The 12895-nt window shown below is 72.3% G+C and carries 15 protein-coding genes; 1 reads left to right on the forward strand and 14 read right to left on the reverse strand.

Annotated features, from left to right (window positions below; all coding sequences use genetic code 11):
* The 14 genes from VF665_RS21100 to VF665_RS21165 form a co-directional block, all read right to left on the reverse strand.
* On the reverse strand, positions 1 to 321 hold a 321-nt coding region (locus VF665_RS21100), incomplete at its 3' end, for a hypothetical protein (protein WP_331055445.1).
* 35 nt (positions 322 to 356) lie between these two features.
* Positions 357 to 1373, reverse strand: coding sequence for a hypothetical protein (locus VF665_RS21105; protein ID WP_331055446.1), 1017 nt, complete (start codon positions 1371 to 1373; stop codon positions 357 to 359).
* 35 nt (positions 1374 to 1408) lie between these two features.
* Positions 1409 to 2509: a hypothetical protein gene (locus VF665_RS21110; RefSeq protein WP_331055447.1), complete on the reverse strand. Its 1101-nt coding sequence runs from the start codon at positions 2507 to 2509 to the stop codon at positions 1409 to 1411.
* Positions 2509 to 3561 carry a hypothetical protein gene (locus VF665_RS21115; protein WP_331055448.1) on the reverse strand — a complete coding sequence of 351 codons (1053 nt, stop codon included), beginning with the start codon at positions 3559 to 3561 and terminating at the stop codon, positions 2509 to 2511. Before VF665_RS21115 ends, VF665_RS21110 begins: the two co-directional genes overlap by 1 nt.
* Positions 3562 to 3599: 38 nt before the next feature.
* Positions 3600 to 4424 (reverse strand): XdhC/CoxI family protein, encoded by an 825-nt coding sequence (locus tag VF665_RS21120; RefSeq protein WP_331055449.1) that lies wholly within the window; start codon positions 4422 to 4424, stop codon positions 3600 to 3602.
* Positions 4421 to 5011, reverse strand: a complete 591-nt coding sequence (locus tag VF665_RS21125; protein WP_331055450.1) for a nucleotidyltransferase family protein — start codon at positions 5009 to 5011, stop codon at positions 4421 to 4423. The genes VF665_RS21120 and VF665_RS21125 overlap by 4 nt, the downstream gene beginning before the upstream one ends.
* Positions 5012 to 5222: 211 nt before the next feature.
* Positions 5223 to 5369, reverse strand: coding sequence for a hypothetical protein (locus VF665_RS21130; RefSeq protein ID WP_331055451.1), 147 nt, complete (start codon positions 5367 to 5369; stop codon positions 5223 to 5225).
* A 67-nt stretch (positions 5370 to 5436) separates the two neighbouring features.
* Positions 5437 to 5646, reverse strand: coding sequence for a pinensin family lanthipeptide (locus tag VF665_RS21135; protein WP_331055452.1), 210 nt, complete (start codon positions 5644 to 5646; stop codon positions 5437 to 5439).
* A 632-nt stretch (positions 5647 to 6278) separates the two neighbouring features.
* Positions 6279 to 6422, reverse strand: a complete 144-nt coding sequence (locus tag VF665_RS21140) for a hypothetical protein (protein WP_331055453.1) — start codon at positions 6420 to 6422, stop codon at positions 6279 to 6281.
* A gap of 175 nt (positions 6423 to 6597) precedes the next feature.
* Positions 6598 to 7314, reverse strand: coding sequence for a hypothetical protein (locus tag VF665_RS21145; RefSeq protein ID WP_331055454.1), 717 nt, complete (start codon positions 7312 to 7314; stop codon positions 6598 to 6600).
* A complete protein-coding gene (locus tag VF665_RS21150) occupies positions 7311 to 8072 on the reverse strand; it encodes a hypothetical protein (protein WP_331055455.1) in 762 nt (253 codons plus the stop codon). Before VF665_RS21150 ends, VF665_RS21145 begins: the two co-directional genes overlap by 4 nt.
* Positions 8073 to 8139: 67 nt before the next feature.
* Positions 8140 to 8817: a hypothetical protein gene (locus VF665_RS21155; RefSeq protein WP_331055456.1), complete on the reverse strand. Its 678-nt coding sequence runs from the start codon at positions 8815 to 8817 to the stop codon at positions 8140 to 8142.
* A gap of 114 nt (positions 8818 to 8931) precedes the next feature.
* The gene (locus VF665_RS21160) at positions 8932 to 9771 is read right to left on the reverse strand and encodes a helix-turn-helix domain-containing protein (RefSeq protein ID WP_331055457.1); all 840 of its coding nucleotides are present in this window, start codon (positions 9769 to 9771) and stop codon (positions 8932 to 8934) included.
* 111 nt (positions 9772 to 9882) lie between these two features.
* Positions 9883 to 10101, reverse strand: coding sequence for a DUF3072 domain-containing protein (locus VF665_RS21165; protein WP_331055458.1), 219 nt, complete (start codon positions 10099 to 10101; stop codon positions 9883 to 9885).
* Between the two features lie 206 nt (positions 10102 to 10307).
* Here VF665_RS21165 and VF665_RS21170 point away from each other — a divergent pair, with 206 nt between their 5' ends.
* Positions 10308 to 11252 (forward strand): ABC transporter ATP-binding protein, encoded by a 945-nt coding sequence (locus VF665_RS21170; RefSeq protein ID WP_331055459.1) that lies wholly within the window; start codon positions 10308 to 10310, stop codon positions 11250 to 11252.
* Positions 11253 to 12895: the final 1643 nt, after the last annotated feature.

Below are 12895 nucleotides of genomic sequence, written 5' to 3' on the forward strand. Positions count from 1 at the left end.
CGATTCGCCGTAGCGCCACACCGCCAGTTCCCCCGGTACCGCCTGTCCGACGCGGATGAGCCGCGTTCCGTCACGCAGCCGCGCGATGCCGATGTTCTCGCTCTGCACCCGCTGGCGCGTATCGCGAAAGATCCGCTCCGCGTCCTCGATCGCTTCCCAGCGCTCTTCCAGCGGCGCCAGGTTCCACCGCGAGCACCGGGGGCAGACCGCCCACAGCCGGCCCCTGGCCCCGTCGAACGCGAGCGTCGTCCCCACAGGAAAACGCTCGATCGTGTCGTTGGACCCCAGCGCCGCCGAGCAGAAGATGCAGCTGCGGTACATGCCTCAGCCCTGGTGGACGGCGGCTGGCGGACGGATCACGCGCGCAGCCGCGGCGGGTCCGGCCGGGGCAGGTCGGGCAGCTGGTCGGCAATGTTGGCGATCATCTCCGCCTCACGCCACATGGCCTCCAGCGCGGCCAGTTCGCCCTCCATCGCGCGGCGCTCATCGCGCTCGTGCAGCGCCATTTCCACGGCGAGCGTGCGCGCCTGCCGCTCTGCCCGCCCCACACCGTGGTTCACCAGCGGCTCGCGCTGGTTCGCGAGTCTGCTCAGATACCCTTCGGTGCCGTGCGCCGCGACCAGGTCCAGCGCGCTCTGCACGCGGCTCCTGCCCGCTCCGAGCCCGTTGAGCGCCGGCGTCCCGCGGCGCAGCACGGCCAGCGCGTCGCTCCCCGTGATCAGCGCGGAGTACCGCGTCCAGAGAATCCGTCCGCTGGGGGTGTGTCCCGCCTTTGCGGTGACATCCGGAAAGTACACCGCCAGCCCGCCCTCTTCCGCGGGCGCAAGGGAGGCGGTCCGCAGGTATCGCCGGTCGATTGCCACGTTCCGCGCGGCTCCCACGGACACGCGGTGAATGGTCCGCTTCTCGTCCAGCCTGGAGTTCACCGCGTGGTACGCCAGGGACTTGAGCAGGATCAGCACCCCGCCCGCGGACCCGAAGGCGACGCTCGCTCCTACCAGCGCGGCAGCACCCACGGAGAGCGTGATCGCCGCGCGCCGGCGGTCCACGAGCGCCTTGCCGTATCGCCAGAGCGCCAGTTCGCCCGGCAGCGCCTCGCCTACGCGGATGAGCCGCGTGCCGCTGCGCAGCTTGGCGAGCCCCACGTTCTCGGACTGGGCGCGCAGGCGGGTGTCGCGGAACAGCCGCTCCGCGTCTTCCACCGCTTCCCAGCGCTCCCCGATGGGCGCCAGGTTCCACCGCGAGCACCGGGGGCACACGGCCCACAACCGCCCCTTTGCGCCGTCGAACGCGAGCGTCTTTCCCACCGGGAAGCGCTCGATTGCGTCGTTGGACCCTAGCGCCGCCGAGCAGAAGATGCAGCTGCGGTACATGCGTCAGCCCTGGTGAACGGCGGTCGCCGGACGGATCACCCGCGCAACCGCGGCGGGTCCGGCCGGGGCCCGTCGGGCAGCCGGTCGGCGATGTCGGCGATGGCTTCCGCTTCGCGGCGCCACATGGCCTCAAGCGCGGCGAGCTCTCCGTCCATTGCGCGGCGCTCCGTCTCTTCGTGCACCGCCATCTCCAGCGGCAGCGCCACCGACGCGGCGGTGTAGAGCGGTACTGGCCGCCTGGCCGCGTTCTCCCTCGCGCGCTCCGCGGAATGTCCGGTCACGCTGGGCACCGGGTCCGTGTACGTGAGCCCCGGGATCTCCAGCCCGTACTCCATGGCCGCCTTGCGGCGCAGAAAGGCATCCGCGCCGCCGGAACGAGCGATCTGCTCCACGGCGCCGCCGACCGCGCTGTCCGCCGCCCCCTGCCCGTTGATGCGGACGAGCGCCTTGGCCACGACGCCCGCGGCCGCGGCGCCCGAGAGCATGATCGGTGCGTCCGGGCTCCAGGTATCCACCGCCTGCACCACCCGCACTTCCAGCCGGCCATCGTCGCCGAGCGCCGTGCTGGCCAGGCGCAGGTCGCGCCAGCGAAGGGTGAGCGGCGCACCGGTGGGCGAGTCGCCGGCCCCGATGCGGTACGCCACCCGGTCGGCGCCCCGGGAGGAGGAGATCCGCCTCCAGAGGCTGCGCAAACCGAACAGGGGCCACATCATCGGCAGGAGCGGGACGGCCGCCAGACTTCCCGCAATCAGGCCGAGATAGGCCACGGTGCCGGCGGCGCTTGCCGACCGCACCCGGTTGCGACGCCGCGCCATCTCGCGCCCGTACCGCCACGCGGCGACCTCGCCCGGCAGCGCGCCGCCCACGCGGATCAGGCGCGTCCCGTCCCGCAGCCTGGCCACGCCGACGTTCTCGCTCTGCACCCGAAGCCGCGTGTCGCGAAACAGGCGTTCGGCGTCCTCGATGGCCTCCCAGCGCTCCTCCAGGGGCGCCAGGTTCCACCGCGCGCACTTTCCGCACACCGCCCACAGCCGGCCCTTCGCCTCGTCGAACGCCAGCGTGCGGCCGACGGGAAAACGCTCGACCGCGTCGTTGGTGCCGAGCCGGGCCGAGCAGAAGATGCAGGTGCGGTACATCAGCCGGGGAGGATGAGGCGCGGCGGGTCGCTGGGCGGCAGGTCCGGGAGCGCGTCGGCGATGCCGGCGATCTCCTCCGCCTGCCGCCACGCGGCCTCCAGCGCGCCCAGCTCGCCCTCCAGCGCGCGCCGCTCCTGCTCGTCGTGCAGCGCCATCTCCAGCGCCAGCGCGCCGATGCTGGTCAGCTGCCGCGCCTCCATCCCCCGGCGCCGCCCCAGCACGCTGTTGCGCCGCGCCGCATCGCGCAGATACGCCTCCGCGCCCTCGGACCGTTCCAGCAGCCGCACGGCGTCCGCCACGTGGCCGCGGGACGCGCCCTTGCGGTTCACCTGCACCATGGCGCGCCCCAGCACCAGCCGCGCCTGCGCGTCGGGGAGCACCAGGAGCTCACCTTCCTGGTAGCGCGGCCGCCCCCATCCATCCGTCCGGCGCTCCTTGAGGCTCACGTCCGGCACGTGCAGCTCGATGCCGTCCGCCGACGGGGCGGCGAGCACGGAGCCCTGCAGATGCCACCGGCGGATGGTGACCGGCGTTCCCGTGGGCGAATCCGCCGCGGACATGCGGTGCACCACCTTGCGGGCCTGCTTTTCTTCGATCACGTGGCCAAAGATGCTCCACGAGCCCATCAGCGCGCCGCCCGCGCCCACCGCCAGCAGCCCGCCGAACGCGGCCAGCGCCGCACCGCCCAGGGCCGCGCCCATCGCCATGTAGCGCAGCCGTCGGGACACGAGCTGGTCGCCGTAGCGCCACGCGGCCAGCTCGCCGGGAAGCGCCTCGCCCACGCGGATGAGGCGCGTGCCGTCCGGCAGCCGGGCCAAGCCCACGTTTTCCGACTGCACGCGGACGCGCGTGTCGCGAAAGGCACGGTCCGCCTGCTCGATGGCCTCCCAGCGCTCTTCCATGGGCGCCAGGTTCCACCGCCCGCACCCCGTGCAGACGGCCCACAGCCGTCCCTTCCACCCGTCGAACGCCACGCGGCGCCCCACGGGAAAGGCCTCCAGCGCCTGGTTGGCGCCCAGGTGGGCCGAGCAGAAGATGCACGTGCGATACATTGGCCGCCTCCCCGCGCGGTCCGCGTTTGTTCCGTCCGTCAGCCGCCCGGGCGGATCCACCGCTCCGCCACCCGCTCGCGGTCGCGCAGCGGCTGGCCCGTCCCCCCGCGCCGTACCATCACGATTTCCGCCGCGATGGAAACAGCGATTTCGTCCGGCGTTTCGCCGCGCAGGTCCAGCCCGATGGGGGCGTGCACGGCGCGCAGCCGCTCGTCGTCGATCCCCTCGCGCACCAGCGACTCCAGCGCCGCGCGCGTGCGCCGGCGGCTGCCGATCATGCCCACGTACGCGGGGCGCTCCGGCCGTCGCAGCACGTCGCGCAGCGCCTCGAAGTCGTACTTGTGCCCCCGCGTCACCAGCACCAGGTAGGTGCCGCCCCCGATGCGCAGATCGCGGAACGGGTCGCTGAAGTCCGGCACCCGAACCTCGTCCGCCTCGGGAAAGCGCTCGCGGGTGGCGAACTCCGGGCGGTCGTCCAGCACCAGCACGCGAAAGCCCAGCATGGCGCCCAGGCGGCAGAGCGGCCGCGCCACGTGGCCCGCGCCCAGAATCACCAGTTCCGGCGGCGGAAGGTGCGGCTCCACGTAGACGGCGAAGCGCACGCCGTCCTCCGCGATCTCATGCGGCAGGGGGCGCGTTCCGTGCGCCAGGGCTCCCCGTGCAATACGGAGGGCGGCGGCGTCGAGATTCGGCGCGCCCAGCGTGCCTTCGTGCCGGTGGGCCCACACGCAAAGCCGCTCGCCCGGCGCGGGTGCGCCGGGCGAGCCGCCGGACAGGACCGTGACGCTGGCCATCGCTTCGCCGCCGTCCAGCGCGGCCCGCGCGTGCTCCAGCGCCCGGGCAAGGGTGAGCCGCTCCGTCACGCGCCCTCCCGCCAGCGCCGCAGCTCCTCGGGCGTATCCAGGTCCGCGGGGAGCGCGTCCACCGAGACCTCCGCCAGTTCCGCGGCGTGGGCGTGAATGACCGTCCGCGCGCCGTCCGGCAGCCCCGGCGCGGACAGCTCGCCGAACACCGCCCGGCCGAACAGGACGGGATGCCCGTGCTTTCCGTCCCGCACCGGCACGGCGATGGGGGCGCCGGTGCGCCGCAGCGCGTCCACCAGGCGGCGGACGACGCCGGCGGACAGGTCGGGGATGTCCACGGGCGACACCGCGGCTCCCTCCGCCTCGTCCGGCAGCGCGCGCAGGCCGATGCGGAGCGAATCCAGCTGCTCGGAGCGCGGATCGGGATTGACGGCGACGGACGCGCCGAGCGCCCGGGCCTCGGCCTGGATGGCCCGCGCGCCGGCGTCCTCATCCGGCCCGGTGACGACGACGACGGGATCGCACCCGCCCTGGCGCAGTGCGAGGACGGCGCGCGCCAGGAACGTTTCACCGCCGGCACGCAGCAGCGCCTTGGGCTCTCCCATCCGGCGCGACTGGCCGGCAGAGAGCACGATACCGCAGATCATGGGTGCCGGAAGCGGACGAGCGGCGGGCGGGCAGCGAATGCGGGCGGGGGGCCTCGCGAGTCGGATTCCCCGGAGTATCGCACCCCCGGTTTCCGCCGTCAACCGTCTGGCACCATTCGGCTTGCGCCGCTTTGGGTCGCCCCGCCCGCCGCATTCTTTCCCTTTCCCGCCACGCGCGCACCCGCGGCTCAGCGCGGGGCGCGCGCGCCGGTCAGCACTGCGTGGCGCAGCTGTCGATGGGGCTGGGGCCGCAGAGCGGGCTGTTGGCGATCAGCGTGGTGTCGGGGCCGGGGGCGGTGTTCGCAGTGGGAAAGCTTTCCACGGCAAGGCTGCCCAGGTCCAGCGCAAGCTTGTTCATCGGCCGTACTCCGGATTGAGGGGGGGAAGGGAGAGGTCCCGGCGGGCGCCCGCCGGGACCGGAACACTCAGGCGCACTCGGGCCCGTCGCAGGTCTGCCAGCTGGTGGGCGGGCAGAGCGGGCTGGGGCAGCCGTCCACCGTCTCCGGCTGGCACCCGTCCGTGCCGCACACCGGGGTGATGCCCGCGCCGTGCACGGTGCCGCGCGGCGCCTCCGCCTCGCCGGTGGCGAAGCTTTCCACGGCCAGGTCTTCGATCTTGAGCGCAATCTTGGTCATCGCATGAACTCCGTCAGGTTGCGTGCGGGCTCGCCGGCACGCGCGGCGCCGCACCCGGGCAGGCGCGGTGTGCAGCGGATGAGGACCTGCGTCCGACCCTGCGCGCTGTTTCAGGGTGACAGGCGGTGTGCTCTTAATTGATTACAACGCAACAGCTTGTCATCCTGAGGAGGCGCCGGAGGCACCGTCCTCCACGCCGAGTTCAGGCGCCGACGAAGGATCTGCCATGCCCGCGAGAACGGGTGTGGTTGTCGCGACGTTGGCTCGGCGGCAAGTAGATCCTTCGACTCCGCGCCACAGTCCGGCGCGGCGGACGATCCGGCGCAGCGCTCCGCTCAGGATGACAGGCTTTGCGCGCCCAAGCCCTTGTCGCGCATGAACTTGTCATCCTGAGGAGGCGCCGGATGCACCTTCGTCCACGCCGAGTGCTGGCGCCGACGAAGGATCTACTATGCCTGTGAGAACGGGCGTGCGTGTCGCGACGTTGGATCGGCGGCGAGTAGATCCTTCGACTCCGCGCCACGGTTCGGCGTGGCGGATGGTCCGGTGCAGCGCTCCGCTCAGGATGACACTGTTTGGGCCCTAACTGGTTGCGAGGCAACCGCGTGTCATGTACGTCAGGTGGGAGCCGGTCACCCGCGGCAGGTGCAGGTCTCGATGGGCATGCAGGTGTTCTCCGGCGTGTCCTGCGCGGGCTGCCTGGGGTCTGTGGGCGCCGGAAGCGGGTCGAACGTTTCGACCAGGAGAGATTCCGGGCTCAGCGCGGGGAGGCTCATGCGTCTTCCTGTCCGTGTGGGTCGCAAAGGGGAGCGGAACGCGGTTCGTCGCTTACTATAATAGATGACGGTAAAAGATTGTACCCCACCCCCGGAACGGCTCCATCGCGAACGCGCCCCCGGCCACGTGACAGGGGGCGCGTTGCATGGGAATGGATGACGATCGTCCCGGCGGTCAGCCCCGGAAGCGCACCGAGGTGATGCGGTGCTGCGCGTGCAGCGGAAGGAGCGTTTCGGTGATCACGGCGCGCATCCACCCGAGCAGCGGGCCGTTGTCGGGATCGATGTCCGTTCCCGTGAAGCTGTGGATGTTGCCGCTTTCCACCTCCCACCCGCCGCGCGTCCGCGACACCGTCACCGCGCCCCCGCTGCGCCCCGCCAGGCCGCGGATCACCTCCTCATCCGGCCCCTCGTCCATCAGCCGGAAGTGGACGCGCACGGTGCGGTCTTCGCACGGCGACGAGCTCAGCAGCGCAAAGTAGCCGCGGACGGGAAAGGGGAGGTTGTGCAGCCACGCCCGCTCCCGCCGCAGCGCCAGCATCCCCACCGGCCGCCGCACGCCGAAGTACAGGAACGGGATCACCAGCACGCCGATCAATCCCGCGGTCGCCAGGCGCGGCAGGCCGGCCGCGCCCGCCGCGATCCACAGTACCGCGGCCGCCGCCGTAAGCCCCAGCGTCCACGGGTGCGGCCGAAAGCCGCCGCCGCCCAGCGGGGCCTCCGCCAGCGCGTTCAGCATGTCGCCCGCGCCCAGCCGGCGTACCTCGCGGCGCTGGCGGACCGCCTCCACCCGCTTCTGCGCCGCTTCCCGCGCGGCGGCCTGCACCCGGCTCGCCTCGCCCTCCGCCGCCAGCCGCCGCAGCTCCGCACCGCCGTCCACACGCTCCGTCACGGCGCGCGGCTCACCTGAACGCCGGTGAGGGCGAACGCGTTCACCCCCGCCACGCTGACGCCCAGGTCGCGCAGGGCGAACGGGGTGCCCCGCTCCAGCACCGGCGTGACCACGATGCGGTGATCGCCGTGCGCCACCGCCACCTGCATGCACCCGTACTTCTTGCACCACGCGTCGTCGGCGCCGGCCAGCCGCACGGGGTCGCCCTGCTGCACGGAAAGCTGCATGGGCCCGCCGCCCGGCCCGGCGTGCGCGGGGTTCTGCACCGTGACCGCCGCACCGGTGGACGTGCCGCCATCCACCTGCCTGCCGCCCTGGAACACGGCCCAGCGAAAACCTGCCTGACCCGGCGCCTGCAGCCGGATCGCGTGCCCGTCGCACGAGAACCCCATCACCTCCGAGCCGTCCAGCGACACGCGAACGGTGTGCGGACCGTCGTGGCCCAGCAGCAGCGTGGCACGCACGCCGCGCACCGCGCCGCCGCGGACGGAGCCATCCGCCATCTGCACGGTGATCCCGAGCGTGCCCTGCGCAGGCGCCCGGGCCACCAGGCATCCCTGTCCGGCGCACGGGGTGCCCATCCACCGGGGCTGCAGGGCGAACTGCGTCCCCACGGCGGGAACCACGGGGGCGCCGAACCCCGCGAACGAGCGCAGCACGGCGGGGTCAATCCGCGGCGGAATGGACGGGCGCTGCGCGGCCAGCGCGGCGGGGGCCAGCAGCATTGCCGAAGCAAGCGTGAGGTGGATCGCTTTCATCGACCACTCCGTGAAGCAGGTGGTTCGCCGGCGGAACGGCGGCGCGGCGGAAGTCCGGACCGGCGGTCTACCGGGCCCGCGCCCGCACCCCGACGGACAGGCGGTGGGTGAGGGTAAAGGCGCCCTCCGCGGGATCGTTCAATTCCAGCGAGGGCGACGCGTAGCCGTGCACGCTGTACTCGGCGAATGCGCCCGCCCGCTCCCCCAGCCGCGCGAAGTCCGTCCCGATCCCCGCCGTCACCGCGGGCCTGGTGACGGACTTCAACAGCACGCACGCGCCCAGCGGGCGGTACGGGAATACGAAGCAGGCGTCGCCCAGCCCCCCGGGGAGCGTCACCATGCCGGGGACGTTGGTGGTCACGGCGCCCCCGCCCAGGAACACGTAGCCGTTTGCCAGCGCGGGTGACGGCCGGTCACGGAGCGGCCGGTAGGTGATGGACAGGTCGTACAGCCAGGTGTTGATGCCTCCCTCCACCTCCACGGCCTCGCTTTCCGGCATGCCGGTCCACGTGTAGGCCACCTGCCCGCGCACCCCGACCTTCCGCGTGACGCGCTGCTCCGCCACCAGCCCCACGGCGGCCGAGGCGCCGGGGCGAAAGCTCTGGTCTTCCGCGCGGAACCATGATGTGGTGAACGCCGGCCCCACGGCCAGCCCCACGGTGGTGCGCGGCTCGGGGAGGGCCTGCGCGAAGGCGGTGCGCGCGGCGGCGGAACACACGAGGGCGCAGAGGAGGGGATGCTTCATGGCCGGCCTGCGTGCGGGTGAGTGGCGGGCGCTCCGCGAAGGGAGCGTGCGGCGGGGCGGAATGTAGGCGGAGTTCCGGGAGGTGTATTGAAGAAATCGGCCAGCCGGGGCGGATCACAGGCGCGGGCGCCCTCCCGCGTCCGCCACGAAGGCGGGATCGTACAGCCGCTCGCCCGCGACCAGGTGCGAGGGCGGCTCCCCGGCAAAGTGGCGGTACTCGCGCACCAGGTGCGCCTGGTCCGCGTACCCGAAGACGTGCGCGGCATCCACCCAGCTGCGGTGCTCCGGGCCGGACAGGTACTCGTGCGCCCGGCTGAAGCGCACCCACCGGGCGTACGCCTTGAGCGGCACCCCCACCTCGCGCAGAAAGTGCCGGCGCAGCGTGCGCTCGCTCACGCCCAGCGCCGCGGGCACCTCGGCCACGGGGCCCACGCCGGAGCGCGCGCCGATCCATTCCGCCGCGCGGGCGCCCAGCCCCGGCTGCACCGGGCGCGCCGCCATCCGCTCCAGCAGCGCGGCCTCCACCGCCGTCCGCCGCCCTTCCGCGCACGGGGCCGCCGCCACCGCGTCCGCCAGCGCGCGCGTCCACCCGCCCAGCAGCGGCCCGGCATCCACGCTGCGGTTGGCCAGCCGCGGCATCTCCACGCCGAAGATGTCGTGCGCGCCCGCGGCGGAAAAGAAGATGACGAACATCCGCAGCGCCCCCGCGCACCCCGTGATGCCGCCCCGCGTGATGGGGCCGGTAAAGGCGACGGCCGGCGGCTCCGTGGGCGGGGTAGTGTCCAGCAGCGCCACCGAGCCGCCCCAGCGCAGGCTGAGCGTGGCGCCTCCGGGCGGGCTCACCCTCTGCACCAGCCACTGTCCGGGCGGCACGTCCACGGCCACGTCCACGTACCGGGCCACGAAGGGGCGCAGCGCGGGCGCGGGCAGGGGCAGGGCGGCGGGGTGCGGCATGCGGCGAGCGGGGTGCGGGTCGGCCCGTCGGGCAGGAGGGATGGATACAATACGCACGAACGCCCCCGGCCGTCACGGGGCCGGGGGCGTTCGTTGCGGCGTACGTCCGGATCAGCTTCCGCGGCCCGTTTCTTCGCGAAGCTCGTCGATCTTCTTGCTGGCCTCGGCCTTGGTGAGCTCGTCGTCCACCTCCACGTGCGCCTCTTCGGCCAGCGTGTGCAGGTACGAGCGCTGGGCGCCGGTCATCGGCTCGTCGCCCGTGACCCAGTTGTCCGGGTCCTTGATGGTGTTGCTTTCTTCCGCGCGGTCGGCGGTGCGCTTGTCGGTCATGTCCCTCGCTCCTGCGGATGATCTGGATGGAAGTCCATCGTCCTGAACCACTTGCGCCGGATGGAGAGCAGGAAGTGTACCAAAGAAACACCGAAGCGCGTCCGTGCGGCTGGGGCTGAGTCTCCGGGGCTCGCCTTGAACGCGGGGCGGCGCGGTGCCACCTTGGTCGCTCGCAGACGCCCACCCCGCACCGGAGCACGCGCAGGTTGTCCATTCACGACACGCAGCAGCCCGCACCGGCCATCCGCTGCCGCGGCCTGCGCAAGCAGTTCGGCGACACGGTGGCGGTAAACGGCATCGATCTGGACGTGCGCCGGGGCGAGTGCTTCGGCCTGCTGGGGCCCAACGGCGCCGGAAAGACGACGACGATCGAGATCCTGGAGGGGCTGCAGCCCGCGGACGGCGGCGAGGTGCAGCTGCTGGGGATGACGTGGGAGCGCGACGCCCAGGCCATCCGCCAGCGGCTGGGGGTGCAGCTGCAGGAAAGCGAGTTCAGCGACCGGTTGAGCGTGGGGGAGATCGTGGCGATGTTCCGCTCGTTCTACCGCCAGGGCGCCACGGTGCAGGAGCTGATCGACTTCGTGCAGCTGGGCGAAAAGCGGGACACGCAGGTGCGGCACCTGTCCGGCGGGCAGCGGCAGCGGCTGTCCGTGGCGTGCGCGCTGGCGGGCGACCCCGACATCCTGTTTCTGGACGAGCCCACCACGGGGCTGGACCCGCAGTCGCGCCGCCAGTTGTGGGACGTGTGCGAGGCGTTCCGCGCGCGCGGCGGCACGATCCTGCTGACCACGCACTTCATGGACGAGGCGGAGAAGCTGTCGGACCGCATCGCCGTGCTGGACCGGGGGGTGATCATTGCGCAGGGGACGCCCAACGAGCTGATCCTGTCGCTGGGCGGCGCGCACGTGATCGAGTTCGCCGCCACGCGCGTGCCGTCCGTGGCACGGATGGAGGCGCTGCCGGGCGTGAGCCGCGTGCACGAGCGGGGCGACCGGTGGCAGCTTACGGTAGATGAACCGCACCGCAGCCTGCCCGCGCTGCTGGCGGAGCTGGACGCGGCCGGCGGCGTGCTGACCGCGCTGACCACGCACCGCGCCACGCTGGAAGACGTGTTTCTCTCCCTCACCGGCCGCGCGCTGCGCGACGAGTAGGCGCGAACGCAGGCGGGGCTTTCCGCTTCTGGAGCGCCGGATTCATCCGATCAGGACGGCGTCCGGGGCGAACTGCGGTGCGCTGCCGTGCGCGCCGAGCCTGACACCGATGCATCACGCGAAGGGTGGCGCGTCCGCCCGTCCAGAGCGAATGAATTCGCCGCTGGAACAGCACGAAGTCCGCCTTCGCGGACTGCGGCCGCGGCTTCGGTGTGCATCGCCGCCTCAGGATGACAAGTTCATGCGCGACAAGGGCTTGGGTGTACAGTAAACTGTCATCCTGAGGGAGCGCTGCGCCGGATCGTCCGCCGCGCCGAACTCTGGCGCGGAGTCGAAGGATCTACTCGCCTCCGAGCCAACACCGCGACACGCACGCCCGTTCTCGCAGGCATGGCAGATCCTTCGTCGGCGCCAGCACTCGGCGTGGCAGACGGTGCGTCCGGCGCCTCCTCAGGATTACAAGCTTCTGCGCTGCAAAGAGTTAGGGCACAAGGCCGTTCCGTCGATGGGTGACGGCAACGGCACGGAGAGCGTGCCCCTGAACCCTGCTCGCGTGGCGCCTCGGAGCCCGAGCGTCATCCTGAAGGAGCCGCGCGCCTCACTCTCCCACACGCCCACCTTTGTGCGACTGAAGGATCCCGGGCCGAACTCTCCGCGGGGACGCGGGCCGGCGCGGCGTGCCCGGCACTGCTCGCCGCTTCCCACCGCGCGCCGCACCCAAGCGTTCGGCACACGACCGCACGCTTGTGGCGGAATCTTCTCGTCAGCGGCTGGCCCAGCACGCCAAAATGTAGCGCAACCTGCATCATCGACCACGCTTGAATCGGTCAGAGCCAACACCGCGACACGCACGCCCGTTCTCGTAGCCATGGCAGATCCTTCGTCGGCGCCAGCACTCGGCGTGGCAGACGGTGCGTCCGGCGCCTCCTCCGGACGACAAGTTCATGCCTGACAAGGACGTAGGCCCCGACTCGTGGCCGCTGTCGCGTCCACGATTCCGGTGATGGAGGGGGGGATTCATCCGCTCAGGACGGCCCGGCGCTCCCCAGGGCCCTTCCCCCGGGCTCTCCGCCTGCAGGTTGCCTCCGAATCAGGAGAGAGGCTGAACATCCCCGTGACGGACGCAAGCCCTGAGCGTCCAAGCCTTACGTCTCCTCAGTCCCGCACTGATGATCGCGGCCCCGCGATGCCGGACAGGCGCCCGGACAGAGCGACGGGCGAGGCGCGAGCATTCAGGCGGATCTGGCGGGGGGTGACGGGAGGGCTGCATTGCCGTTCCAAGCACCCCTCAGCCGCCAAGGTTCGCATCAGCTGTGATGCAGGTTCGTTCGGGAAGGGAGTGGCCGGTCCGTGCGGCGCCGCCCCCGCGCCGCGCCTCGGCGAAAGGGCGATGCGGCACCCCGCTCCGGGTCCGGCGCATCGGCATTGCCCCGGGTGGCCGGATCGGTTATCCATGTGGTTGATTGATACTTGCGCCCGCGCTGAAAATCGCCGCCCGGCCGCTCCGCCCAGGCTTTCCGGCCCTCTCGTCCGCCCGCCCGACGGTTCTTGATTCTCATGACGGATACGGGTACGCCAGGATCCCCCCGGAACACCACGCCGGACGGGGTCCGCCCTCTTTCTGCCAAATACGAGCTCTGCTG

The sequence above is a fragment of the Longimicrobium sp. genome (genome assembly GCF_036387355.1).
GTDB lineage: Bacteria > Gemmatimonadota > Gemmatimonadetes > Longimicrobiales > Longimicrobiaceae > Longimicrobium.

Bases quoted from the DNA above. Each gene is read 5' to 3' on its own strand.
- VF665_RS21110 (WP_331055447.1), bottom strand. From the start codon at position 2,509: ATGTACCGCACCTGCATCTTCTGCTCGGCCCGGCTCGGCACCAACGAC.
- VF665_RS21115 (WP_331055448.1), bottom strand. From the start codon at position 3,561: ATGTATCGCACGTGCATCTTCTGCTCGGCCCACCTGGGCGCCAACCAG.
- VF665_RS21150 (WP_331055455.1), bottom strand. From the start codon at position 8,072: ATGAAAGCGATCCACCTCACGCTTGCTTCGGCAATGCTGCTGGCCCCC.
- VF665_RS21140 (WP_331055453.1), bottom strand. From the start codon at position 6,422: ATGAGCCTCCCCGCGCTGAGCCCGGAATCTCTCCTGGTCGAAACGTTC.
- VF665_RS21135 (WP_331055452.1), bottom strand. From the start codon at position 5,646: ATGACCAAGATTGCGCTCAAGATCGAAGACCTGGCCGTGGAAAGCTTC.
- VF665_RS21160 (WP_331055457.1), bottom strand. From the start codon at position 9,771: ATGCCGCACCCCGCCGCCCTGCCCCTGCCCGCGCCCGCGCTGCGCCCC.
- VF665_RS21165 (WP_331055458.1), bottom strand. From the start codon at position 10,101: ATGACCGACAAGCGCACCGCCGACCGCGCGGAAGAAAGCAACACCATC.
- VF665_RS21130 (WP_331055451.1), bottom strand. From the start codon at position 5,369: ATGAACAAGCTTGCGCTGGACCTGGGCAGCCTTGCCGTGGAAAGCTTT.
- VF665_RS21125 (WP_331055450.1), bottom strand. From the start codon at position 5,011: ATGATCTGCGGTATCGTGCTCTCTGCCGGCCAGTCGCGCCGGATGGGA.
- VF665_RS21105 (WP_331055446.1), bottom strand. From the start codon at position 1,373: ATGTACCGCAGCTGCATCTTCTGCTCGGCGGCGCTAGGGTCCAACGAC.
- VF665_RS21155 (WP_331055456.1), bottom strand. From the start codon at position 8,817: ATGAAGCATCCCCTCCTCTGCGCCCTCGTGTGTTCCGCCGCCGCGCGC.